Below are 26176 nucleotides of genomic sequence, written 5' to 3' on the forward strand. Positions count from 1 at the left end.
CTTTTATTTTTAGTGTAACATAAAAACTAACCCACCACAAAATGTGATAGGTTAGTTAACTTAATGACATTGGGAAAATAAGGAGATTGTCTGGGCCTATGAGGCCTATGCTCGCCAGTGTTTCAGTCTATTTGGGGACCTGGTAGATCATTGGATTACCTTTAATGAACCCATTGTTCCAGTAGAATGTGGCTATCTAGGAAGCTATCATTATCCTTGCAAGGTGGATGCAAAGGCAGCTGTGGTCGTAGCGTATCATACTCAACTGGCTAGTTCTTTGGCTGTTCGGGCCTGTCACCAACTACACCCAGACCACAAAATTTCCATTGTTCTCAATCTTACTCCAGCCTATCCAAGAAGTCAGAGTCCAGAAGATTTACAGGCAGCACGGATTGCTGAGCTATTTCAAACGAGAAGCTTTTTGGATCCATCTGTTTTGGGACAATACCCGAGGGAACTGGTTGATATTCTTGAAAAACACGGTTTACGTCCAGAAACCACAGAGGAGGAATTGACCATTATCAGAGAAAATAGAGTTGACTTCCTGGGGGTGAATTATTACCAGCCCCTGCGCGTGCAGGCTCCTTCAGAAGATAGATGGAACGGAGAAGCTACTTTCCTATCCCAATATTTCCAGCCTTATGATAAGCCTGACAAGAAAATCAATCCTCATAGAGGCTGGGAAATTTACGAAGAAGGGCTGTACGACATTGCTAAAAATATCCAGGAAAAGTATGGCAATATCGAATGGTTGGTAACTGAGAATGGCATGGGAGTTGAAGGGGAGGATGTTTTTGAAGAAAATGGCATGATTCAGGATGACTATCGGATTCACTTCATGGAAGACCATTTGATTCAGCTCCATCGAGCTATTGATGAAGGGGCGAACTGTAAGGGCTATATGGTCTGGACCTTTATTGACTGCTGGTCTTGGTTAAATGCCTATAAAAATAGATACGGACTTATTTCCTTGGATATTGAAACACAGAAACGAACTATAAAAAAATCTGGATATTGGTTCAAGCAAGTAAGTGAAGAGAACGGATTTACAAGATAGCTAGAGGGTGATAGTCTTGTTTTGGAAATCCCCCATAATTTGACAGAACTTGGGCTTTTGTGGTAATATTTTAATGATACAAACTATGAGAAATGTAAGTACCGAGGATATTATGGGAATCGAAAAAACAGTCAGTGAGTTAGCTGAAATTTTAGGAGTGAGCCGGCAGGCTATGAATAATCGTGTCAAATCACTTCCTGAAGAATTTGTAGATAAAAATGACAAGGGTGTGACCGTTGTAAATCGTGCTGGCTTGATTAAGTTGGAGGAAATCTACAAAACAACCATTTTTGAAGATGAGCCGATTAGTGATGAAGTCAAGCATCGTGAATTGATGGAAATTTTAGTTGACGAGAAAAACGCTGAAATCATCCGCTTATATAGTCAATTAAAAGCCAAAGATAAGCAACTTGCCGAAAAAGATGAACAACTCAAGGTCAAAGATGTGCAGATTGCCGAGAAGGATAAACAGTTGGATCAGCAACAGCAATTGACACTAAAAGCTATGGCCGATAAGGAAGTTCTCAAGTTGGAATTGGACGAAGTTAAAGCACAGGCAGAAGAAGTGCAAGCTAAAGGCTTCTTTGCACGTTTATTTGGAAGATAGATAAGTAAAAAATCAAGCTCTTAGGAACTTGATTTTTTCTTATGCTCTAACCATTCTTCTCTTAAAATTCCATATTTGATAGAATCATGATAATGTCCTTGCCAGTACCGAACTTTGCGGATATGGGCTTCTTTGGTCATGCCTAATTTTTCTGCGGTTCTCATCATGCCCTTGTTGCCAGACCAGGTAGTGAGCCCGATGTGTTCCAATTCTGCAAATTGCTGGAAAATGGTATCAATCCAGAGTTGGAGAGCAGCTGTGCCATATCCTTTGCCCCAGACCTTGTCGTCATAGATTTCAATCCCGATTTCGAGCCAGCGTGTTAGCTGGCACTCCCAGTAATAGCTCACAAAGCCGATAGGCCGCTGATCCACTAGAATTGCTCTGACGCAATCTTTTTGTAGCCACTGGTAGAGTTCCAATGCTTGAAAATCTTCAAAAGTGGCGCAGGCCTGGTAGTCATCAAAATAGGGTGCCGCAAACTCCTTCCAGCGAGGTGCGGCTTGACGATGGCCAATCTTCCAAAGTGTATGCAAATAATCTTCAGTCATAGGTGCAATCGTAATCATGAGAACCTCCCTTATTTTTCTAGTCTAGCATATTTGATGAAGGCTTGCAATTCCTGTCAGAATATGGGACACTAGAATCATGAAAAAGATACAACGTGAATTTCAAAAAATATATTACAACTTAGACAAGATTCTTTTGCTCTTTTTTACCCTGTTTACCTTTATGGAATTTGTTTGGATACCGCTCAATTCATGGATTTCTGAGGGACTCTTAGCTATGACAGGGCATGCCTACCTTTCACCGACGAATTTGTTGTCGGTGTTTGCTGAAAATCCGCTCGTAACAGGCTTGTTTATTCTCCTCTTTTTTGTCAACATTGCCATTGCCTATCTAGAATTAGCTCTATTGTTCACAGGGGTTTGGCAACTGTTGGATGAAAAAGTCAAGCACCTCCCCGACTATTTACGGGATGTACGAGATAGTATGGTGGCGATTATCCGTCACAGCAGCCTACCAAAGGTTTTATTTCTGCTCTTTTACTCAGTTATTCTTCTCCCGTCTTTACGACGGGTATTAAATATCTATTATTTTAATAAAATCGTAGTACCCCAATTTATCGTAGATTACCTATCCAACACAGTCTGGCTAGGAATATTGATTTTGTTCTTTCTCCTCTTGTTCTTCTGGCTCGCATCACGCTTTATGTACGCTCTGCCGAACATTTACTTTGAACACAGGAGTGTGAAGGAGTCCATCGCTTATTCTTGGAAGAAGACCAGGGGAAGAAAACAAGTCAGTTCCTTTTTCCGTCTGATTTGGCTGGTCACTTTTCCAGTCCTCCTATTCACAGGAATAGGGATATTGCTCTATCTAGTACAGCTAGTGGCTGAACCTTATCTACCAGACACAGGCCCTTCATATTGGCTGGCAGTTGTTTGTTATGCAATCCTAAAATTAGCCTACTACGGAGTAGTTGCACTCTTTATGATGGGATTTGTAAGTCTCTTAACAGGGAAACAATTGCCAAACTACCGCCGTAAACGCCTCCGTCATCGCCTGCGATTGGCAATTTTGCTAGTATCTAGTCTGGTATTCGGTACACAAGGAGCGCTTGCACTCTACTATCCCTTTGATACCCTGCCAGTTACCATTTCCCATCGCGGTGTTGACAATGGCAATGCTGTCCAGAACTCTATCGAGGCCCTAGAGAAAACCTCTCAGCTCAAGCCAGACTATATTGAGATGGATGTTCAGGAGACGAAGGATGGTCAGTTTATTGTCATGCATGATACGGATTTATTGGCTTTGACGGGCAATCCCGGAGGTACACATGACTATACTCTTGCAGAGTTGACAGGGATGACTGCATCAGAAAACGGCATGGCAGCTCCAGTTCCTTCTTTTGATGAATATCTTGAAAGAGCGGATGAGCTGGGACAGAAATTATTGGTAGAAATTAAAGTGACCAAGGCAGATTCGCCAAAACTCACCCAGAATTTCTTAAAAAAATACGGTCAACGTTTGATTGCCAAAGGACACCAGATGCAATCATTAGATTACCGTACTATTATCGAAATAAAGCAGTATAGCGAGAAATTAGTATCCTTCTTTATTCTTCCGTTCAACTCTATCTATCCGACGACGGTTGCTGACGGCTATACTATGGAATACACTTCGCTGGATCAAAACTTTATGGTAAAATCTTGGATTCGTGGGAAGTCAGTTTATGCTTGGACACCGAATGAAGAAGAGAGTATGACCAAGATGTTGCTACTACAAGTGGATGGTATCATCACTGACAACATGACCGAGCTTCAAATTCTGATGGAGGAAATGAAAGAGAATCGACGTTATTCAGACCTCTTTTTCCTGCAATTTCAGTCTTTGATTTATAATTTTGAATAAAAAAACGCGAGAGGAGAATATCCAATCGCGTTTTCTTTTAAAAAGGTAATTTACCTGCAAAGGCACCTAGTTTTTTCTGAGTTGCCTCGTCAACTTTTGTAAGTGCAGCGTTGACGGCTTGGATTGTCATTTCTTGCAAGGTTTCAAGGTCGTCTGCATCCACAACATCAGCCTTGAAGTCGATAGAAACCAATTTCTTATCTCCAGTAAAAGTAGCAGTAACCAAGTCTTGTACAGAGCTACCAGTAAATTGAGTAGCAGCCAACTCAGCTTGGCTCTTCTCCATTTGTTTTTGAAGTTTTTGAGCTTGGCGCATCATGTTTTGCATGTTCATCATAAGATTTTTAAGATTCCTTTCCTATCAAGGGGTTAGACCCTCTTGTTAAATTTTCGTTGCCTTATTTTGCCTTATTGTTAAAAATTTTCAAAGGCAGAGGCGTAGTAAATATTATAACATGTTTTATGTAGATAATGCTACCTTCTTAAAATAAGTTCTAGTCAGCAATATCGGATATAAATTTGACATATTAATCTATTTTAAATTGACTTTAAGGGATAAATTCGCTATAATATAAGAAAAACTGGTTATAACCAGAAAAACAAGGAGGAGCTATGTTCCGTTTAGCAAAAGAAGAACTTGAAAAGTTGGGAGCTATTATTACGGCGACCGAAATTTACCAACAGCCTGGCTTGTGGAAAGAGGCTCATCAACTCTATCTTGACCAGCTTGAGAAGATTGAGGGCTTCTTGAAGGCTATCAAGGAAAAACATGACTTTGTTCACGTCGTTTTTACAGGTGCAGGGACTTCTGACTTTGTTGGGCAAAGTATTGCCAACTACCTCAACCAAGTCAATGACTTGAAACACATTCGTTTTTCTGCCATTGGTACAGTGGAGCTGGTTAGTCGCCCACATGACTATTTACAGGCAGATATTCCAACGGTTTTGGTATCCTTTGCCCGTTCAGGCAATTCACCAGAAAGTGTGGCAGCAGTTGAAGTCGCTAAGCAATTGGTTAATCAGCTTTACCAAGTTACTATTACTTGTGCGCCAGAGGGCAAATTGGCTCTGGCAGCCGAAGGGGATGCGAACAATCTCTTGCTCTTGCAACCGGCTGAATCAAACGATAAGGGCTTTGCCATGACAGGTTCTTACAGCTGTATGGCTCTGACAGCCCTCCTCGTCTTCTCGCCAGCCAGTCAAGAAGAAAAAGCTGCTTGGGTTGAGACCATTGCCCGTCTGGGTCAAGATGTTTTGGACCGTGAAGACTACGTGCAAGACTTGATTAACCTTGATTTTGAGCGAGTGATTTACCTCGGTTCAGGTGGTTTCTATGGTCTTGCCCACGAAGCTCAGTTGAAAATTCTGGAATTGACAGCAGGCAAAATTGCGACCATGTACGAGTCACCACTCGGTTTCCGTCATGGACCAAAATCCTTCATCAATGACAAGACCTTGATTTTCCTCTTTGCCTCAAACGATCCTTACACACGTCAGTATGATGTGGACTTGCTTAATGAAGTTCATGGTGATGGCATAGCAGAGCGGATAGTGGCATTGTCGGCTGACAAGCTAGCAGATACAGAGGCAGCTAACTTTGTCTTGGCAGAAGGCGGAGCAGATTTGCCAGATGTTTTCCTAACCTTCCCTTACATCATCTTTGCCCAAACGGTATCTATTATGGCAGCCATTAAGTGCAACAACTTGCCAGATACACCATCTCCAACAGGCACCGTCAACCGTGTGGTGCAGGGCGTGATTATACATCCACTACCATAAACAAGGTATCAAAAGAGCTTCCGCAAGGGGAAGCTCTTTTTTAATATGGCAAATGAAGGATAGACTGCTCCAAATCAATCGAAATAGTCCAATCGCTATTATCCCGAACAGTACACTCAAAGTCGGTTGTATAGAGAATCAGCTCTAAGACATCACCTTTTTTCAGCTGATAAATAGTCGGTTGCAGTTTCCAGCTCACATCCATCCACTGGTCTGGCACCACTTCCTCAACAGTCATTAGGTCGGTGCGGTTCTGCAGGTTCATAAAGCCCTTGGTTACCAAGCGTTGTGGAATATCTACATAAGGCAACTCCACCAGATTTTCTTGGGCATGGTAGCGACCGTTATCCAGACTCAATCTTGCTTTAGGCGCAGGGATTGGGGCTAGGCGTTTTTTATTTCCTTTGTCCAATAGCTGAGCAGATAAGAGGCCCTTGGCTACACTAGAAGATACACGGAGTTTCAGTGTGACCTGTCCGTTAATCAGGATATCCTCCGTTATAGGCAGTTCCATGCTGACTTGGTTGGCCTTGCCTGCATAGAGGTCTTGGTGAAAGGCTGGGTAGGATTTGCCGTAGCGGTCAAAATCTTCTTGGGTATACTGATTGGCAATGGTCTGGCTTCCAGTACCTAGTGGCAAGACTGCCTCGTTTTCACCGCCAAAGGTGTCCAAGGTCGTCCAGGTTTGCTCACCGCTGTTGTCCTGCCAGATAACCGTTGGCAGTTGGTAGTTATTCTCGTAGCCAAGCAGTTTCTGACTGAGTAGGGCGTTCATGGACTCACGGAAATCGATAGACTGCCAGTTGTTCATATAAACGTGGGCACCGTTGTGGAAGAAGAGATGCTTTTTGATGTGACTTGGCAGGGCGTGGAACATATTCCAGATATGGATGGGCTTGACATTCCAGTCCTGTGAGCCGTGGGTAAAGACCACCTCGCACTTGACCTTGTCAGCGTGGAGCAGGTAGTTGCGGTCATGCCAATACTGGTTGTAGTCACCGCTGGTGCGGTCCAGGGCAGCTCGTTCTGCTGCCAGTCCTTTTTCGTAAGTTTCTTTATTGCGGAGGAAGTCCCCTGCTTGTAGACTTTTCGAGTAGGTCAGGGCGGTCAAGCTGTCCAAATCTTCGCCTGGATAGCCGCCAGGGCTGGTCACCAGCCCGTTTTCACGGTAGTAGTCATACCAAGAGGAAATTCCTGCTTCTGCGATGATGACTTCCAATCCGTCCACGCCAGTTGTTGCCAAGGCATTGGACATGGTTCCCAGATAAGACAGTCCCGTCGTCGCTACCTTACCATTGGCCCAATCGGCCTTGACCTCAATCGAGCGAGTATGGTCTGTGTAGGCCTTGGTGCGACCGTTCAACCAGTCAATCACCGATTTATAGCCCTCCACCTGCTGGTAGTCGCCGGAAGTCATATAGCCAGTCGAACCTAGGGTTCCAACGCCAGACACATGGAGGCTGGCAAAGCCACGAGCGAGGAAGTAGTCATTGAGGGAGTATGAAGTAATGTGGCCCAGTTTTTCGGTGGCAGGGCTGACAGGAAGGTCCCGCTGGTCCAAGTCTAGCTTAGTGATGCTGGTCTGCTTGACCTCAATGGTGCCAGCAGGTTTTTCAGCTAACTCGCCTTCCATCTTGTGCAAGGCCTTGTCGCTGGCAACTTCATTGACTCCTTGATGATAAGGACTGTTGGTAATGACCGCAGGGATTTTTCCGTCAAAGTGAGGACGGAGAATGGATATCTTAACAATATCTGTCTGCCCAGTCCCAGCCGTATCGACAGGTGTTTCGACATAGACCACCTCACGAATGAGGTTTTTTGTTGAAAAAGTTGCCAAAGATTTGCCGTTGAAGAAGTGGTAGCGATTGTCTTCTGGGATTAGGTCATTGCTGACCAGCTGGTCAATCAAGGTATTTCCAGACTTGGTGCGGGTATTGAGGAGTTGGTAGAGGTTGTCGATGATATCTCCATAGACAATAGGAAATTGGCTAGCCTTTCGGAATTCTTCCACATCTGTGTAATCCACACCAGGCACAAAGCCCAGCAACTGAAAGGCCACTTGATAGAAAATCAGGTCTGTCAGCTCACGGTCAGACTGGAAGAAGGTCAGCAGGTCTGTGTCCCAATCCGCAATCATGTTGGACAGGGCAAAGTCGGTGTTGGCTGTTAAAAAATGGCACTTTCTGACAAAGATTTCCAGATTTTTTTTCTGACTGTGGTCGCTCTGCAAGGCAAAACCAAGTTTGTTTAGCTCTTCTAGAGATCCTGTTATATCATTTTTTATAAAAGAAAACTGATTAAAACGCATAGCTTTTCCTCTTTTTTACTTAGTAGTCTGTACTTAATATTATAGCTGATAAGGGGTGCTTTGTCTAAGATTTATTGGAACATCAGTATATCTATGTAGAAAATGACAGTATAATTAGTTGTAAAATGACGAAATTTTTAATACAATATTGTAGAATGACTGAGGAGTGAAATGTATCGTGTTGAGAAAAAATGATGCTATAGTCCCTGTTTTACGTATTAATAATAGGGCTATTAACCAAGGATTTTTAGAAAAAAATCTAGGAATGAAGACCAAGCTAGAAGATGGTCCTTTTGCTGATTTTGGAGATAGAACAAGTCCAGAAACGAAGCTTGTTTTGACAGAATCTCCTGGTAATCGCACCCGTGCTGTCGAAGGGCTTAAAAAACTGAATAAAATTGTGATAAAAGTAGACAATGCCTCTGAAATTGAAGTTTTACTGGCGCAAGGGTCACAGTATAGTAAGCTCTACCAAGGAAAAAATGGCTATGGTTTTGAAGCTGTGTCGCCAGAAGGAGACACCTTCCTTTTACATGCAGAAGCATCTGTTGATGACCTAAAAGCAATCCTTCCACCTGTTCCATTTAAGGTGCAGGATGACTTTTCTGGTCTGACCGCTTTTACAGTAGAGTCTGTCTGGATTAATACCCCACAAGCTAGTATTAGCCAAGACTATTATGAGGCTATCCTACCTAAACAAGCCTTTTTGTATTTTGTTGGAGCAGAAGGTAAGGATTTATTAACTCCTGCAGAACAAGTTTGGGATTTAGAAGGCTTGCGTTTTCCCGTCGAGCAGGACTTTGATTGGGCGCATTTGGAAAGCCAGTTAGAGGGTCCGTTCTTTAAAGATAAAACAGCAAGCTTTATTCAAACGGTTGACCCGAGTGGTATTGAATTGTGGTTCGAAAAATGAGACAAGCGATTTTAGACAAGATTTCAGAGCAGATTGGGCAAGGAGTCTATCCTGGTGCCAGTCTGGCTCTTTTTTCTAAGGGTCAGTGGCAGGAGCATTATTTGGGGACCCAGGATGGTCAGCTACCAGTTGAGGCGGGTTTGACCTATGATTTGGCGTCTGTTTCCAAGGTGGTTGGTGTGGGGACTCTTGCGACTTTTCTGGTTAATAGCGGAGCTTTGGAGCTAGATAGGACCTTGCAGTCTTATTATCCTGCTTTTGCGGATAGTCAGGTCACTATTCGGCAATTATTGACCCATACTAGTGGTATCGATCCTTTCATTCCCAATCGGGATAGTCTGGATGCCGACCAGCTCAAGGAAGCGATTTTGAAGATTACTGTGACGGAGAAGAAGGACTTTTTCTATACAGACATCAATTTTCTCTTGCTAGGCTTTTTGCTGGAGGAACTGGGTAGAGACAGTCTAGACCAGCTGATCAGACGGGATGTTCTAGAGCCCTTTGGTATGTCCCAAACCTCCTTCGGACCAGTCAGTCAGGCGGTACCGACGGTGCGTGGCGTCAAAGCAGGTGTGGTGCATGATCCCAAGGCGCGTGTCCTAGGCCTCCACGCGGGAAGTGCAGGTCTCTTTTCGACCGTCAAAGATTTGGAAATCTTTTTGGAATACTATCTGACGGCTGACTTTGCGGCAAATTTAACGCAGGATTACGGTTTTGATGATAAGCGCAAGCGGTCGCTGGCTTGGGATAAGAAGGGGGACTGGTTGTCGCACACAGGCTATACGGGGACCTTTATCATGTACAATCGTCCCTTGCAGAAAGCTGCGATTTTTCTCTCGAATCGTACTTTTGACAAGGATGAGCGGGCCCAGTGGAAGTTGGATAGAAACCAGGTCATGGCTCTGATACGGCAAGTTCTGGAGGAAGAAGAGGCTGTTGACTAATAACTATCCTTCCGCAATTTGTGGGAGGATTTTTAGTTATTGCCCATCAAGGAAGTGGTAAGAAAACGATAAAAAATCTCTTGCTAAACGCTTCGTGCTTCCTATAGTAGTGTACGATTTTTGATATAATAGAGGTATATTTTAGACGAGTGTTAGGAGAAATTATGTCAGCTATAAAAGGGAAACTCCCTCTGTTTCAAGCAAATGATGTCAACATCAGCAAGGACGTCAATTTAGTCTGGTCTATTGCAAACACCCTACGAGGTGCTTACCGAGCGGATAAGTACCGTGATGTCATTATTCCCATGTTTGTATTGGCTCGCTTGGAAGCTGCCCTTTTGCCGACCAAGGAAAAAGTGTTGGCTCAGTACCAGTCAAATCCGTCAACGCCAGAAAAAATCTTTGAGTCCCTTACAGGCTATAAATACTACAATACCAGCAAGCATACACTAAAGAATCTCTTGAACGAACCCGATGCTATCAAGGATAACTTTTTGAATTACCTAGATGGTTATTCCAAACGAGTCAAGGATATTATCGAGAATTTGAAATTTAAGGAGCAGGTGGATACCTTGGCAAGTACAGGGCGTCTCTTTACAGTAGTGAAGAAATTCTCGGAACTTGATTTATCACCAAGTTCCATTGATTCTATGCGGATGGGCTATATGTTTGAGGATATTATCCGTCGCTTTTCTGAAAACGAGGAGGCAGGTTCTCACTACACACCACGGGAAGTCATCGCCCTCATGGTCAACCTGCTTTTGATGGAGGCAGATGAAGAGCTTTTTGTAGATAATAAGGAAATTAAGATTTTAGATATGGCAGCAGGTACAGGTGGTATGCTAGCAACTGCCAAAAGCTATATTCAACAGCTCAATCCCAAGGTCAACGTTCGCTTGTTTGGTCAGGAGTATCTAGCTGAAACCTACGGTATTGGCAAGGCGGATATGCTGATTCGTCAGGAAGAGTCGGATTATTTTGTTAAGACGGATACGCTCAAGGATTCAGACCCATTTCACGATAAGAAGATGAACTTTGTCATTGCCAATCCACCCTTTGGTCAGTCTTGGGGAGGTAAGGACGCGGATGACGGAGTAGAGCAGGCGGTCAAGAATGATCAGGCTCTCTTTGAGTCGACAGAAGGCAGGGAAGGTCGTTTCGTCAACACCCCTACCACAGGCGATGCACAGTTGCTCTTCCATCTACATGCTTTGGCGAAGTTGGAGGAAAATGGCAGAGCTGCTATCATTTCAAACGGTTCTCCCCTATTCTCAGGTGGAACGACATCTGGGGAAAGTCAAATCCGCCGTTATATCTTAGAAAATGATTTGTTGGAGGCCATTGTTGCTCTCCCAGGTCAATTTTTCTACAATACTGGAATCGGTATCTATATCTGGCTTTATAATAAGGATAAGAGTCCAGAAAGACAAGGTAAGGTCCAATTTATCGATGCAACCAATGAATTTGTTCCCTTGCGGAAATCACTGGGACAAAAACGCCGTGAACTGTCACAGGACAATATCAAGGATATTCTTAAGTGGTACCATGACTTTGAGGAAAATGACCGTGTGAAAATCTTTGACAGCAAGGAATTTCTCTATAAAGAATACCTGGTCATGCAGCCTTTACAACGTCGTGGAGAAATTACAGAGAAAAGCCTGGAAAGTGTCCAGTCGGTCCAGTTTTTTGCCAAGCTCTTTGATGAGTACAAATACCAAGAATTACTGGAAATGGAGCCACGCACAGCCAAGCAAGATAAGGAACTGCAAAAACTAGAAGAAGGTCGGAAAAAGCAAGAGGAAATCCTCCAAGCCCTCCGTCAAGGTCTGTCGGAATACACCTATCCAAACTTTGAGACCTTTACAGCCACATTGAAAGAACTCTTGTCAGAAGTCAAGCTGACCCCAGCCAATCTCAATGCCCTAGCCCTTGCTATGAGTGAGATGGACAAGACTGCTGAGGTTATCACAACTAAGAAGAAAGACAAGCTGGGTGAGATTGCAGACGGTATCGTCTATGACAAGACTACTAAGGATTCGGAGATAGTCAAGCTATCGGAAGAAGTGAAAGCTTATTTTGAACGGGAAGTCTATCCTCATGTCCCAGATGCTCACTTCTGGTGGGAGGAAAACAAGCTAGGAGCAGAAATCCCCTTTACCCGCTATTTCTATCAATACCAAGCCCCAGAAAAAGCAGAAGACCTGCTCAAACAATTCTATGACCTAGAAGACCAACTACAAGCACTCTTGGAGGACCTCAAACATGACTAGGATGAAAGATAGCGGCATCGAGTGGATTGGAGAAGTGCCGGAGGAGTGGGGGATAACGAAGTTTAAGTATTTTTTAGATACGAATAAAGGGTTAACTATCACCAAAGAGAATCTAATGGGAAATGGGATACCAGTTATTAATTATGGTCAAATCCATTCGAAATATGGCAGGTCAGTAAGTACGGTCAGAGATGAGTTGCCACAAGTTTCGACTAATTATCTAAAATTTAAGCAATCGCTTCTAAATAAAGGCGACTTTGTTTTTGCAGATACATCAGAAGATATTGAAGGTTCTGGAAATTTTTCAACAAGAATTGATGACAATGGAGAACTATTTGCTGGGTATCATACAATTAAAGCCAAACTCAAGAATGCTTTAGAACATGACTTTAGATATTTTATGCACTACTTTGACTCTATGGCATTTAGAAAACAAGTTCAAAATAAGGTAAGTGGAATTAAAGTCTATAGTGTTACACAGTCGATATTGCAAGAAACTTGTTTAATATTACCAAGTTTTATTGAACAACAACAAATCGCTGATTTCCTCGACAAAAAAGTCGCTCAACTTGATAAGGTCAAAAGCCTTCTGGAGGAGCAAATTAAGACTTTGGAAGACTATCGCCAAAGCCTGATTTACGAAACCGTCACAAAAGGACTGGATAAAACCGTTCCCCTAAAAGACTCAGGTGTTGACTGGATAGGACAGATACCAGAGGGGTGGGAGGTGAAGCCGATAAAGTATTTGAGTGAGTTTGTAAATGGTTACGCATTTAATAGCAGTGACTTTACTAGAGAAAATACAGAGGTTAAGGTGATTCGGATTGGTGATTTTACACAAGCGGGCATTGATTTTGCAAGTGCTGTATTTTTGAATAATGTAAATATAGAAAATTTATCTCACTTTAGAATTGGAAAACAACAAATTTTGATTGCAATGAGTGGAGCTACGGTTGGAAAAATTGCTTATGTAGAAAGTAATCCTAAAAATGCGAACTTAATAAATCAGCGAGTAGGAATAATAAAGTCCAATATAGGGAAATATTTATACTATTGGCTATATACAACAAGCTTTACAGAATATATCTTGCTTAATTCCAATGGTTCTGCACAACCAAATATTTCTAGTGGTCAAATAGGTAATTTTTTGTCACCTTTACCAAGTATTGAGGAAGCCAATGAAATTGCTGACTTCCTAGATAAAAAGGCAGAACAAATCAATCAAATGATTGCTATCAAAAAAGAACAAATCGGAAATATCAATAAGCAACGCCAAACACTGATTTATGATTATGTGACCGGGAAAAGGAGAACCCAATGAAAATATTGTATTTTAACATTTTTCTTGAGAAAGATGGACAAAAGACGAATTATAAATTATCAAACTTAATTGATTATATTTTTACTCAATCACCATCAGATAGAACCGTTACTTTGGGTAGTCAGAGACACGTGGTATTACACTCAGTCAGAAATAAACAACACGGTAGAAAAAATGATGGTTCTACTCTTGGAAACCATGAGTATATTCAGGGAAATCGTACAATATGGATAGGTAAATTCCGTTCGGAAAAACCATATGAAGGTAAAATTGGAGAAGATGATATACGAAAAATTGATGGGGATTTATTCCAACCAAACACCTGTCTATATATACCTGATTCGTATTTATTCTTAATGGAATATAATTTTCTTGGTCCAAATAAAGGACAGGTTGAAGAATATCTGACAAGTTTTATAAAGAGTAATGTCCCGAACTCAAGTTTCAAAGTAAAACTAGTCCCTATTTCGAAAGATAGTATTCGCGACTTGCTGATAGCTTCAGATAGCATAAAAGAGTTAAGAATAACAATAAAAAATGATGGATTTCAATTATCACATCTATTTCCAAATATTGATCAGAATCAGAAGAGTTTGTTAGAGAAATTATTTGGGGGAATGGTGGAAGTTTCAAATGAATTAGACATTAACACTACGACTATACTTTTGAAAAAGAGTAGATATAAAAGAGAAATGAATGTTCAAAAAATTGACAGTATTTTGAAACTTCTTAATGCAAATGATAAAAACTTGATTTCAGCAAAAATAAAATTTGAAAATCCAATCACTCATGTTGTTGAGGAATTGGATTTAAAACATGATGGGTATCTGACATCTGAGAAAACAGTTAGAAATTTGACAACTTTTGAGAGTCTCGCTAATTCATTAACTGAGCACTATTATGATGAAATGAATAGACATACGGATGATAAATTCCATGAATATGGAAATTTATTACCAATAAATTTATCAGAAATAACTATTTCGAAACCATGAACGATAAAAGAGGAGAGGGAAAATGACTAAAATTCTAAAGTTTATAGAAAAATATTTTTTCTGGATTTTTGTAGTATTGGCTCTCCTATTCTTTTCCATAACTTATTTCTTTTTTAGACAGTTGTTTGATAAAGTGTTGTGCTGGATAATAGAAATAACTTATTCGAATGACAGTAATCTGATTACTATATCAACAGTGTTTATAGGTATATATTTTACCTTATACACTTATCTACTATCAATAGATTCAAATTCTATTCTAGCTAAAATTGAATTGAGGGAGTTCAAAAAGTTAGCTCGTATGATAAATGTTGGTTTCATCTCTAGTTTGGCTGTCGTATTGTGTTCGTTTTTAAAGACCAATCAGATTTGGTATTACCTAACGATAAGCGTACTGGCGTTTTTATTACTCATTTCTGCTATCGAAATCGCTATATACTACACTTTGATTTTCAAAAGGGATTTGGATAGCAAATTCATTGAGTTACAAACACAAGATCTAGCATCTAGGAAAGATGACGAATTAAAGAAGGAATTAAGAAATTTCTTGGAACGAAATAAGTAAACCTCTATCCTTCCGAAAATCTGCTAAACATCCTTCCGTTTGTCGTCTATCCTTCCGAACTGTGCTATAATAGTATTAGGAACAAGACTGTTTTGGTTAGAAGGAGAGATGTCCTATGTATATGTCTGTCAAGCAGGCGGCGGAGCTCTGGGGGATTTCAGACCGCCGTGTTCGTGACTTGTGTAGTCAGGGAAAGGTGGAAGGTGCTATCCGTGAGGGGCATTTATGGAAGATTCCCCAAGATACTCCAAAGCCAGTTGATGGTCGTTATAAAAGGGTGGAAAGCCTCCTGCCCTTGATTGATGAAAAGATGGCAAGGTTAGCGACGCTTCGTCCTTTGACCAGAGGTGAGGTTGAGCGGCTCAATGAAGAATTTACAGTGGAGTTCACTTATAATTCCAATGCCATTGAGGGCAATACCCTGACCCTGCGTGAAACGGACATGGTTTTGCGTGGGTTGACTATTGACCAGAAACCCTTGAAGGATCACCTTGAGGCTATTGGTCATAAGGAAGCTTTTGAATATGTACAGACCTTGGTGGCAGAAGACACTCCCTTGACGGAGCAGGTTGTAAAGGATATTCACTATCTGGTTTTGTCCGATAAGAAGGACGATAGGGGTGTCTATCGAAAGGTGCCTGTTCGTATCATGGGGGCTACCAATGAACCTGCCCAGCCCTTTATGATCCGTCCCTTGATGGAGCAGTGGCTGGCGGACTATGCTCAAAGTCAGGAAAACATCGTGACCAAGATGGCTCGTTTTCACATTGCCTTTGAGAGTATTCATCCCTTTATTGATGGAAATGGTCGTACTGGTCGGCTCTTGATCAACTTGGAGCTGATGAAGGCTGGCTATCCTCCCATTGATATTAAATTTTCAGACCGATTAGCCTATTATCAGGCCTTTGATGACTTCCATGCTAATGGAAGCCTGTCAGCAATGGAAGATTTGTTTGCCCGCTATTTGAATGAGAGATTGGATATGTATTTGTCTATCCTCTCCCTCGATGATGTAGAGTAAGTACAAGGAAGAATAAGGAATACCTATGGCTCATTTTGACCTTACAGAACGTTATGATTTTCAGCAGTGGATTATCACGGATTTAGAAACAGAAAATGGTTTTATTCACAGACCGCAGAGCAAGTATAATCAACGCTTGGCAATGGATACAGACATCTTGTGGGAGTTTCTGCGAGCAACCCAAGAAGACGAGATGGATTATCTCTTGAAGAAGTTGGACAAAGAGGTTATTCTCAACTTGATTAACCAAGAAATTATCAAGGGAGGTCTTCTCTTCGCCTTGAAGTCAGGGGTTTACATTGAAAATAAACAATTGAAACTGGTCTATCCCAAGCCTGCCACTTCCTTTAATGCCGAGGCAGTTAAGCGGTATGAGCAAAATCGTTTTACGGTCATGGAAGAGGTGGTCTACAAAGACAAGGATCGCATTGACTTGGTTATCTTTCTGAACGGCCTAGCTATTTTTGCGATTGAGTTGAAGCTTAATTCCAGCGGTCAATCGGTAGATGATGCCGTTCGTCAGTTAAAAAAGCGAGATAGCAAGAATCGCTTGTTTAAGTTTAATGCAGGCGTTTTGGCTTCTTTCGCAGTAGATACCTTGGAAGTCTACATGACAACTGAAATCAAAGGGCAAGATACTTATTTCCTTCCCTTCAATATGGGGAAAGGTGAGGGAGTTGACCAGGGAGCTGGAAATCCGCACAATGAATCTGGTCCAGACACAGCCTATTTTTGGAAGGAAGTGCTGACCAAGGATAGTATTCTTCAGTTGATTGAACGCTTTATCTTTTTGAAGGTTGATCGGGATAAAAAAGGCAAGAAAACGCTGATTTTCCCTCGTTACCAGCAAAGACGGGCTGTAAACCGTGTCCTAGAGGATATGAAGGTCAATCACACCGATAGCAATTATCTGATTCAACACTCGGCAGGGTCAGGTAAGACTAATACGATTGCTTGGTTGGCCCATAGTTTAGTCAGTCTGCATGACCAAGAGGACCGAAATGTTGTGGACACGGTCTTGATTGTAACAGATAGGATTGTTGTGGACAGACAACTACAGGATGCCGTTCAGGCTATCCAGCATCAGCCTGGGGTTATCAAGGTAATGGGCGAAAAGGCGACTTCTAGTGACTTGGCGGATGCCTTGGCTGGAAATACCAAGATTATCGCAACAACCATTCATAAATTCGCCCAAATCAATAAGTCAGATTGGATGACAGCTGGTCCAACGGCCAAGAAAAGATTTGCCATTCTGATTGATGAAGCCCACAGTTCGACGACGGGCTCCTATATGAGTGCTGTCAGTCAAGTTTTGACGGAAACAGATACGGAAAACGGGACGATTGAAGAGGTACAGGAAGTTTCAGTGGCGGATGCCATCGAACAAGAAATCGCTCGGACAGGAAAGCAAGACAATATTTCGATCATCGCTTTTACAGCTACGCCTAAAGCCACAACCCTTCAGTTATTTGGAAAAACTCTACCAGATGGTTCAAAAGGTCCTTTTGATGTCTATTCTATGAAACAAGCTATCCAGGAAGGCTTTATTCTGGACGTCTTGAATAATTATACTACTTACAAGACTTATTATAAATTGAACAAGGCTGTTGAGGAGGATCCTCAGTTTAAAACAGGGCTTGCGAAGAGAAAGATTGCCAAGTTTATCGAGTTATCGGATGAAAATATTGACCAGAAAGTTGAAATCATCATGGACCATTTTATCAGTCATGACATTATGGCTGAGTTGGGCGGTCAAGGTAAAGCTATGATTGTTACATCGGGTCGTGAAGCAGCAGTCAAGTATCAAAAGTCCTTTAAACGTTATTTCAAAGAGCATCATATCACCAGTATTGGGGCTTTAGTTGCTTTTTCAGGTAAGGTGAGTATGGATGATCAGGATTATACTGAGGCTCTGATGAACGGAATTGCGGAAGAAAAGCTTAAAGAGAGATTTGATACAGATGATTATCAGGTCTTGATCGTGGCCAATAAATACCAAACAGGTTTTGACCAACCGAAATTGGTGGCTATGTATGTAGATAAAAAGTTGCGAGATGTAGCAGCTGTACAAACTCTATCTCGCCTCAATCGTATTGTGGGAGGTTACAATAAGAAAACCTTTGTATTGGACTTTAAAAATACCTATGAGGATATAAACAAGGCTTTCTCTCCTTACTATAAGGAAACGATTTTGGCAGAAACCATTACGCCAAGTGATGTATTTGACTTGGTACGTAAGATAGACGAATATGGTATTCTTGACAGTGATGTTATCCATGAGTTTAATCAATTCCTTTATCAAGAGAAACGTTCTAGTCGGGATAAGCAGAAGATGACAGCGTTGTTGAATAAAGGTTGCAGTCGTGTTCGGGAGTTTGATGCGAAGGAGCAGTTGGAAATCAAAAAAGTTTTCCGAGGTTTTCTTCGAATGTATACTTTCTTGATTCAAGCTACTGCCTATCAAAATGAGGTTCTGCATGAGCGTTATAATTATCTACAAGAATTGGTTAAGATGATTGATGTTCGGCTTGGTGGGACGGATTTTTCCATTGCGGATAAGATTGTGGTTGACTACATGAAGCACAAGCAAACAGGTGTCCATACAGTAGCTGACTTGGAAGGGGAATATACTCTTTCGCTTAATAAACCTAAAGTCGGACCTATTGATGAAGATCAAGAAAAACGTCTTTCGGAGATTATTGATGAAATCAATGAGCAACTTGATTTGACCATTGATCCTCAAATCGGTGTTAGTGGAGCTGTTTCTATTCGTGAACTCATGAAGAAAAATGAAAAACTCAAGCAGTCTGCTAAGGTAAATTCTCGTGAAGATTTCGAGTTTTCTTTTGAGGATGAGATTGACAATGCTTTGACCGAGGGCTATATGCAAAATCAAGATTTCTTTGGAGTTCTGCTTAATAACGATGATTTTAAAAAGAGAATTGCCAAGCTTTTTATAGACGATGTTTATAGAAGTTTGAAGGATGATGAATAGGAATCCCTGTTTTGCAGGGATTTTTTGCGTGGGCTACGACTGCTATCCTTCCGAAAATCTGCTGTGCATCCTTCCGAAGATTTACTATCCTTCCGCAACACTCATAAGATTTTTCGACATAGTAAAAGGACCTGCATGTGCAAGTCCTTTTGTGTTTGTTTGATTAAGCTTGGCTTGAAACTTCTGCAGCGTGGTCATCCATTGAAAGAACTTCGTGGAAGACACGTTGAGTCAATTCAGTTTTTTGCTCTTTAGTGAGGTATTTAGTGTTTACGCAGTATCCAGAGATACGAACGATAACATCTTCACCTGCCATAATCTTGTCGTACACATCGTTCAAGTCCATAACGTTCAAGTTGACGTGCTGACCACCTTGTTCGAAGTATCCGTCAAGGATTGTCACCAAGTTGTTCACTTGCTCATCGAATGTTTTACCAAGAGCTTTTGGTGAAACTTGAGTTGTCAATGAGATACCGTCGTTGGCATGTTTGAAGTTGAGTTTAGAAAGAGTGTTCAAGTTTTGCAACCAACCACCACGAGATTTAGAAGTTGGGTTGGCACCTGGTGGGAAGAATTCCACTTTAGAAGTATTAACAGAACCATCTTCGTTGAGGAATACACCGCGGTGAACTGGTGAGTTAGCTGTTTGTTTAGAGTAAGCAACGTTTGAAGTGATTGTCAAGATAGACACAGTTGCTTCAGCATTCTTGTACAATTTGTGTTTGTTCAAACGAGTGAAGAATGCTTCCATGAGCCATTTCGCGATGTCATCTACACGGTCGTCATCCTCACCATAACGTGGGAAGTCGCCAGTTACTTCGTAATCATAGATGAAGCCGTCTTCGTCACGGATCGGTTTCACTTGTGCGTACTTGATAGCTGACAAGGAATCTACAGTGTTTGCAAATCCACAGATACCGAAGCCCATGTTAGCACGAAGGTGAGTTGGCAAGAAGGCCATTTGAACTGCTTCATAGTTGTACTTGTCAGTCATGTAGTGGATGATGTTCATCGCGTCTACATATGTATCAGTCAACCAGTCGAGGGCTTTTTCAAAGTTGGCAATAACTTGATCGTAGTCAAAGATTTCAGAAGTATTTGGTTCAACACCATCGAACACTTTGTAATCTTTGTGAACATCGTCGTAGCCGTTGTTCCAGCTTGAAAGAAGAGCTTTAAGAACGTTAACACGAGCACCGAAGTACTGAATGTTGTGGCGTTGGTCTTCGCTTTCTGGATCAAGTGGAGATACACAGCAAGAGATACATGACATTTCGCCATAACCATCTTTCGCCATTGTTGTCACACCTTCGTATTGGATAGAAGAGTGTTTGTGGCTCATTGCCATACAGTAGCGACGGAATGAATATGGAAGTTGGTCTGACCAAAGAACTGTCAAGTTTGGTTCTGGAGAGTTACCGATGTTGTCAAGTGTGTTCAAGAAACGGTAGTCCATCTTAGTAACACGGTGACGACCATCGTTACCCATACCTGCCATAGATGTTGTCAAGAATGTTGGGTCACCAGAGTAGATTTCGTCGAAGGCTTTTGTACGAGCGAATTTCACTGTACGAAGTTTCAATACGAAGTCATCGACAAATTCTTGGATTTCAGATTCAGTAAATGTACCACGAGCCAAGTCACGTTCTGCATAGATGTCAAGAACAATCGGCACACGACCAAGAGAAGTTGCGGCACCGTTGATAACACGGCAGACTGCCATGAAGGCAATGTTTGTCCATTGGATCGCTTCTTTCGTGTTCATCGCAGGTTTGCGTACATCAACACCGTAGTGATCACCTAAGCGTACAACTTGTTGCAATGCTTGGTATTGAAGGTTGATTTCTTCGCGAAGACGGATTGATTCTTCATCGATTTCAGTAATCGCATTCCAGTCAGCTACTTTTTCTTCCATCAAGTAGTCTGCACCGTAAAGTGCCAAACGAGCGTACATACCGATGATACGACCACGTGAGTATGCATCTGGAAGACCAGAAACGTGGTGTGAGTGGCGAGCACGACGGATGTCAGCGGTGTAGGCACGGAAGATACCATCGTTTACAGTTGTTGCGTGTTTTGTGTAGATTTCATGAAGGAGTGGGTCTGGAGTATAGCCGTTTTCGATAAGAGTGGTTTCAGCCATACGAATACCACCACGTGGCATGAAATTGAGTTTGAAGAGCTCATCGTTTTGGATACCGAAGATGAGTTCGTTCTCTTTATCGATGAAACCTGCTGGAATATCAGCTATAGAAGTAGCACGATCTACGTCCATTGGGAAGCGAGTGTCTTCGTAGCCAGCTTTTGTTTCTTCGATGATTTTTTTGATATGAAGTGAACGCTCAGTAGGACCCGCAAGGAAGCTTTCATCTCCATCATATGGAGTGTAGTTAGCTTGAACGAAACGTGTTACGCTAGCTTTATCTTGCCAGTCTGTACCTTTAAAGCCTTCCCAGGCTTGGGCGAAAATGTCTTCAGTTACATTTTTTGTTTTAACTTTTGTTGACATGAGGGTTCTCCTTTTATGCTTTTGGGTATCGACTTGGTATCGATACCAACATGTCATTATTATACCATTTGAAAACACTTTCTACAAGACAAAAATACTTGAAAATAAATGAAAAACCTTTCAAGGAATATGAAAAAAATTGAAAGGTAGAGTTGGTATTTTCAAAATAAATTTCTGCTTGTATTTGTAATAAGGTGATAAGCTGTCGTTTATTGTGTTGGTAAGATGGCTGGTTCAACGAATCTAAAGGCTGAAACTTCCTAAGAAATGCGGTATAATATAGCGAGTTAAACTTGTAAACAGGAAGAGGCAGTCATGTTAATTTTTCCCTTAATCAATGATTTATCTAGAAAAATTATTCATGTAGATATGGATGCTTTTTTTGCTGCCATTGAGGTCAGGGATAATCCTGCTTTGAAGGGCAAACCTGTTATCATTGGGGCTGACCCAAGACTATCTGGCGGTAGAGGAGTGGTGTCTACCTGTAATTATGAGGCGCGTGCCTTTGGGATTCACTCGGCTATGTCCTCAAAAGAGGCCTATGAGCGTTGTCCTCAGGCGATTTTCATTTCTGGCAATTATGAAAAATATCAGGAAGTTGGGCGACAGGTCAGGGAGATTTTTCATCGTTATACTGATTTGGTGGAGCCTATGTCTATCGATGAGGCCTATCTGGATGTGACAGAAAATAAGCTTGGAATTGGCTCAGCGGTCAAAATCGCTAAACTCATTCAATACGACATCTGGAATGAACTCCATTTGACAGCTTCCGCAGGTGTTTCCTATAATAAATTTTTGGCAAAAATTGCCTCTGATATGGAAAAACCGCACGGTTTGACCTTGATTCTACCTGAAGATGCTGTTGATATTCTCGCCTCCCTGCCTGTTGAAAAATTTCACGGTGTGGGGAAGAAGACGGTGGAACGCCTGCATGAGATGGGGGTCTACACGGGGCAAGATTTGCTAGATGTACCAGAAATGGTTTTGATAGATAGATTTGGGCGTTTTGGCTTCGACCTTTATCGGAAAGCGAGGGGGATTTCTAATTCGCCCGTTAAAGTGGACCGTGTTCGTAAGTCAATTGGAAAGGAAAGAACCTACCGCAAGCTCCTTTATCGAGATGAAGATGTCTTGAAGGAGCTAGTCAGCCTCTGTCAACGAGTGGCAGCTAGTTTAGAAAGAAATGAGAAAAAAGGACGAACCATTGTTCTGAAAATCCGCTATGGAGATTTTTCAACCCTGACTAAGCGACATAGTTTGGAAGAACCGACCAATCAAGCTCAAGTAATAGAGAAAGAAATCCGTCAGCTTTTTGAAGAAGTTGGACGGGCTGAGAAAGGTGTTCGCTTGCTAGGAGTGACCGTTACCAATTTTATGGAAGGAGAAAGTAGAATTGCAAATTTCGAGTAGATTTACCATTGCTAGTCATATCTTGGTCTTGCTAGCCTTGGAGGGAGAAAAGGAAAAACAGACCAGTACTAGCATTGCAGGCAGTGTAGGTGTCAATCCAGTCATCATCCGCAATATTCTGTCCCAGTTGAAAGAGGCTGGTTTGGTTCAGGTGGCGCGTGGTGTAGGTGGCGCACGCTTGGCCCAAGCTCCAGATAAAATTACCCTCCTTCAAGTCTATCAGGCTGTAGAGTTATTTGGAGAAAAGGGGAAACTTTTTGGCTTTCATGAGCAACCGAATCCTTCCTGCCAAGTAGGTCGCAATATTCACCCTCTGCTAGATAACCGTTTGGAAAATGCCCAGTCGGCTCTGGAAAGAGAGTTGGGACAAACAACCATTGCTGATTTATTGGCAGAATTATAGATATTCAATCATCCTCGTGATGATTTTTTTAAACTTTGAGTTGTAACTCTTGACATTACAACGAACATGGTATAAACTAAGCATTGTAAACAAAAACATTACAAGGAAACAAGTGAGGTAAACAATATGAAAATCGCCATTATCGCAGCAAACGGTCAAGCAGGTCAAGCCATCGCCAAAGAAGCAGTAGAACGTGGCCATCAGGTGACGGCCATTGTCCGCTCTGAAAACAAGAGCGTAGCCCAAGAAGTAATCCAGAAGGATGCTTTTGCTCTTACCAAAGAAGATTTGGCAGGCTTTGATGTAGTAGTCAATGCTTTTGGTGCTTGGACACCAGAAACCTTGCCGGATCACGCTCGTCTTGCTGAGCATCTAGCGACCATCCTTGCTGGTAGTCCAACTCGTCTTTTAGTAGTTGGTGGTGCAGGCAGTCTTTATTTAGACGAGAGCCAGACAGCTATGCTGAAAGATACACCAGATTTCCCTGCGGACTACCTGCCAATCGCTGAGGCTATGGGTGCTGGTCTAGACCTCTATCGTCAGGCGACAGCAGTTAACTGGACCTATATCAGCCCTGCAGCCGATTTTGATGCAGAAGGACAAAAAGCAGGTGCCTACACTTTGGCTGGCGAGGTTTTCCAAGTCAATGCCCAAGGTGAAAGCTATATTAGTTATGCCGACTATGCTGTGGCTTTGGTTGACATTGCGGAAAAAGGTGGCTACCAGCAAGAACGAATTTCGGTTTTTGCATCATAAAATAGTAGAAAAGATAGTTCCCATCGTGGAATTATCTTTTTTATTTTTTTTGGTTTATATAGTATAATAATATGTACAAAAGAAAAAAGGAGTTCCCTATGATTCACTTAATTTGTCCCAATCCAGCCCTAGATCGCACGCTTCTTGTGGAAAAGATTGAAAAGAACATTCCCCTCCGTCCGTCGGAAGTCAGGGATTATCCTGGTGGAAAGAGTTTCAATGTAGCCTATGCACTTCGAGAAAATGGAGTGACAGACTACACTATCCATACCATTTTAGGTGGGCAGATTGGTCGCTACATTCAGGACCTCAATGTCCAAAAGGGAAATCAATTGCAGGTCGTTGAAAATAATCAGAACACAAGAACCTGCAATATTTATGTAGAAACCAGCACAGGCGATGTAGTGCTATTTTATGAAAAAGGCTTTGAACTGACAGAGGACCTGCTTGACCAATTTACCCAGCAGATAGAAAATAGCCTAGAGGCTGGCGACATATTAGTCTTTTCAGGCAGTCTGATGAAGGGCATGCCGGATGATTACATTCAGCGGTTTATTGAAAAATACCCAGAGGTACTAACCATAGTTGATACCAGTGGACCAGCTTTACGTGCGGCTTATCAAGCTAGACCGGCCCTTATCAAAATCAATAATGAAGAGCTGAAAGATATTTATCCAGATCTGGATGAAGAAAGTCCAGCGGACATTTTGCGGATACTAAAAGAAGTAACGCCGCATGAGAATATCATTATTACCATGGGAGGCAAGGGGAGTCTAGCTAAGATTGGTCAGCGCTTCTTCCGTATCCAGTCGCCTAAGAAGGAAACGCGCAATCCCATTGCGGCAGGAGATTTCTACCTAGGCTTGCTAGTTAAGGGTATCAGCCAAGGACAAGAACCTGAGATTTTCTTGAAAGAGGCGACAGCCAATTGTTTGAATTATTTTCCAGAGGTTGAAGCAGAGCAGTTTGCAGAGATTGTAGATACAATAGTACTAGAGGAATTGTAGTATTGTATCCCTTTACTCATCGTGCTATAATGGCAAGGAGAAACAAGGTGAGATGGGGGATAGTAGTGGAACAGTTGACGGTTCTTTACCAAAATTTAAAACGGCGATATGGTGAATTTCACTGGTGGAATGATGAAAATCCCATAAAGGATTTGGTATCAATGATTCTTATTCAGCAAACAACGGAAGCAAATGCCAAGCGTGCTTTAGAACAGTTGGAGGGACGGTTGACAATTCATTCGCTTTTAGAGATGCCTGTGGAGGATTTACAAGAATACATTCGTCCAGCAGGATTCTTCAAGCAAAAATCACTCTACATTCGGTCAGTGGTTGAGTGGGCCAATCAGTTCGATGGAGATTTTTCTCGCCTAGACCGTGTTGAGACAGCAGTACTCCGAAAAGAGCTGCTGAGCTTGAAGGGGGTTGGCAATGAAACTGCGGATGTTATTTTGCTCTATTTGTGTCGAAGAAGTGTTTTTGTGGCGGATCAATATGCTCTTCGACTATTTAATCGATTAGGACTTAGCCAGTCGCAGGATTACGTGAGTTTGAGACAGGAATTTACAGAGCAGATAAAAGATTGGTCGGTAAAAGACGCTCAGGAGCTTCATGCACTGATTGATGAGCATGGCAAGCAGTTCAGATTAACAAAGGGGCAGCTTGATGAATCATGGTTGATGATATAGTCATACTCTTCGAAAATCAATTAGTGTATTTTTTATTACTACGAAGGGCGAGGAAGCCTCATTTCCTTATTTCCGAGTTTAAACACTCCACTGGACAGTTGAAGTAGCCAGCATATCGTTGCCTTGTACTAAAAGTAAACGAAACGACTGATATGTAAAGCCCTTTGTCAAGTAAAAACAATCGAACTGATTAAAAAATGAAAAGTATCTAGAAA

Annotated in this window: 20 protein-coding genes and 1 pseudogene; 17 read left to right on the top strand and 4 right to left on the bottom strand. The window is 41.9% G+C overall.

Annotation, left to right across the window (positions count from 1 at the left end; genetic code table 11):
• Positions 1 to 70: 70 nt before the first annotated feature.
• Both SST111_RS02245 and SST111_RS02250 read left to right on the top strand, forming a co-directional pair.
• Positions 71 to 1057 (top strand): annotated as a pseudogene (locus SST111_RS02245) (glycoside hydrolase family 1 protein); the annotation flags it as partial.
• 112 nt (positions 1058 to 1169) lie between these two features.
• Positions 1170 to 1664, top strand: a complete 495-nt coding sequence (locus tag SST111_RS02250) for a DUF536 domain-containing protein (protein WP_015646325.1) — start codon at positions 1170 to 1172, stop codon at positions 1662 to 1664.
• Positions 1665 to 1684: 20 nt separating this feature from the next.
• Here SST111_RS02250 and SST111_RS02255 read toward each other — a convergent pair whose 3' ends face one another.
• Complete coding sequence (locus SST111_RS02255) at positions 1685 to 2233, bottom strand: GNAT family N-acetyltransferase (RefSeq protein WP_099809867.1); 549 nt, start codon at positions 2231 to 2233, stop codon at positions 1685 to 1687.
• 79 nt (positions 2234 to 2312) lie between these two features.
• Between SST111_RS02255 and SST111_RS02260 the strand changes: the two genes are divergently transcribed.
• Positions 2313 to 4079, top strand: a complete 1767-nt coding sequence (locus SST111_RS02260; RefSeq protein WP_099809868.1) for a glycerophosphodiester phosphodiesterase — start codon at positions 2313 to 2315, stop codon at positions 4077 to 4079.
• A gap of 37 nt (positions 4080 to 4116) precedes the next feature.
• Here SST111_RS02260 and SST111_RS02265 read toward each other — a convergent pair whose 3' ends face one another.
• On the bottom strand, positions 4117 to 4416 hold the full coding sequence (locus SST111_RS02265) for a YbaB/EbfC family nucleoid-associated protein (protein ID WP_002941492.1): 300 nt from the start codon (positions 4414 to 4416) through the stop codon (positions 4117 to 4119).
• Positions 4417 to 4691: 275 nt separating this feature from the next.
• Here SST111_RS02265 and SST111_RS02270 point away from each other — a divergent pair, with 275 nt between their 5' ends.
• On the top strand, positions 4692 to 5858 hold the full coding sequence (locus SST111_RS02270) for an SIS domain-containing protein (protein WP_099809869.1): 1167 nt from the start codon (positions 4692 to 4694) through the stop codon (positions 5856 to 5858).
• A gap of 40 nt (positions 5859 to 5898) precedes the next feature.
• Here the strand turns inward: SST111_RS02270 and SST111_RS02275 are convergent, their stop codons facing one another.
• Entirely contained in the window at positions 5899 to 8166 is a 2268-nt protein-coding gene (locus SST111_RS02275) for a Xaa-Pro dipeptidyl-peptidase (RefSeq protein ID WP_099809870.1), read from the bottom strand.
• Positions 8167 to 8344: 178 nt separating this feature from the next.
• On the opposite strand from SST111_RS02275, the gene SST111_RS02280 reads away from it, so the two are divergent.
• From SST111_RS02280 to SST111_RS02315, 8 genes are all read left to right on the top strand, one after another.
• Positions 8345 to 9079 (top strand): CppA N-terminal domain-containing protein, encoded by a 735-nt coding sequence (locus SST111_RS02280; protein WP_099809871.1) that lies wholly within the window; start codon positions 8345 to 8347, stop codon positions 9077 to 9079.
• Positions 9076 to 10023, top strand: a complete 948-nt coding sequence (locus SST111_RS02285; RefSeq protein WP_099809872.1) for a serine hydrolase domain-containing protein — start codon at positions 9076 to 9078, stop codon at positions 10021 to 10023. Before SST111_RS02280 ends, SST111_RS02285 begins: the two co-directional genes overlap by 4 nt.
• A gap of 164 nt (positions 10024 to 10187) precedes the next feature.
• Positions 10188 to 12293: a type I restriction-modification system subunit M gene (locus SST111_RS02290; protein ID WP_099809873.1), complete on the top strand. Its 2106-nt coding sequence runs from the start codon at positions 10188 to 10190 to the stop codon at positions 12291 to 12293.
• On the top strand, positions 12286 to 13614 hold the full coding sequence (locus SST111_RS02295) for a restriction endonuclease subunit S (RefSeq protein ID WP_099809874.1): 1329 nt from the start codon (positions 12286 to 12288) through the stop codon (positions 13612 to 13614). Before SST111_RS02290 ends, SST111_RS02295 begins: the two co-directional genes overlap by 8 nt.
• The gene (locus SST111_RS02300) at positions 13611 to 14609 is read left to right on the top strand and encodes a DUF6731 family protein (RefSeq protein ID WP_099809875.1); all 999 of its coding nucleotides are present in this window, start codon (positions 13611 to 13613) and stop codon (positions 14607 to 14609) included. Before SST111_RS02295 ends, SST111_RS02300 begins: the two co-directional genes overlap by 4 nt.
• 22 nt (positions 14610 to 14631) lie before the next feature.
• A complete protein-coding gene (locus SST111_RS02305; protein WP_099809876.1) occupies positions 14632 to 15174 on the top strand; it encodes a hypothetical protein in 543 nt (180 codons plus the stop codon).
• 115 nt (positions 15175 to 15289) lie between these two features.
• Entirely contained in the window at positions 15290 to 16195 is a 906-nt protein-coding gene (locus SST111_RS02310) for a Fic family protein (protein WP_099809877.1), read from the top strand.
• A 25-nt stretch (positions 16196 to 16220) separates the two neighbouring features.
• On the top strand, positions 16221 to 19190 hold the full coding sequence (locus SST111_RS02315) for a type I restriction endonuclease subunit R (RefSeq protein ID WP_099809878.1): 2970 nt from the start codon (positions 16221 to 16223) through the stop codon (positions 19188 to 19190).
• A gap of 163 nt (positions 19191 to 19353) precedes the next feature.
• Here SST111_RS02315 and pflB read toward each other — a convergent pair whose 3' ends face one another.
• On the bottom strand, positions 19354 to 21699 hold the full coding sequence (pflB, locus tag SST111_RS02320) for a formate C-acetyltransferase (RefSeq protein WP_099809879.1): 2346 nt from the start codon (positions 21697 to 21699) through the stop codon (positions 19354 to 19356).
• 315 nt (positions 21700 to 22014) lie between these two features.
• On the opposite strand from pflB, the gene dinB reads away from it, so the two are divergent.
• The 5 genes from dinB (at position 22015) to SST111_RS02345 (ending at position 25961) form a co-directional block, all read left to right on the top strand.
• Positions 22015 to 23109 (top strand): DNA polymerase IV, encoded by a 1095-nt coding sequence (dinB, locus tag SST111_RS02325; RefSeq protein WP_099809880.1) that lies wholly within the window; start codon positions 22015 to 22017, stop codon positions 23107 to 23109.
• A complete protein-coding gene (locus tag SST111_RS02330) occupies positions 23093 to 23512 on the top strand; it encodes an Rrf2 family transcriptional regulator (RefSeq protein ID WP_099809881.1) in 420 nt (139 codons plus the stop codon). Before dinB ends, SST111_RS02330 begins: the two co-directional genes overlap by 17 nt.
• 126 nt (positions 23513 to 23638) lie before the next feature.
• A complete protein-coding gene (locus SST111_RS02335) occupies positions 23639 to 24268 on the top strand; it encodes an NAD(P)-dependent oxidoreductase (protein ID WP_099809882.1) in 630 nt (209 codons plus the stop codon).
• Between the two features lie 98 nt (positions 24269 to 24366).
• Positions 24367 to 25275 (top strand): 1-phosphofructokinase family hexose kinase, encoded by a 909-nt coding sequence (locus SST111_RS02340; RefSeq protein WP_099809883.1) that lies wholly within the window; start codon positions 24367 to 24369, stop codon positions 25273 to 25275.
• Positions 25276 to 25322: 47 nt separating this feature from the next.
• Positions 25323 to 25961, top strand: coding sequence for an endonuclease III domain-containing protein (locus SST111_RS02345; RefSeq protein WP_180274015.1), 639 nt, complete (start codon positions 25323 to 25325; stop codon positions 25959 to 25961).
• Positions 25962 to 26176 lie beyond the last annotated feature (215 nt).

This window comes from Streptococcus suis YS161, assembly GCF_002760245.1.
GTDB classification, from domain to species: Bacteria; Bacillota; Bacilli; order Lactobacillales; family Streptococcaceae; genus Streptococcus; species Streptococcus suis_I.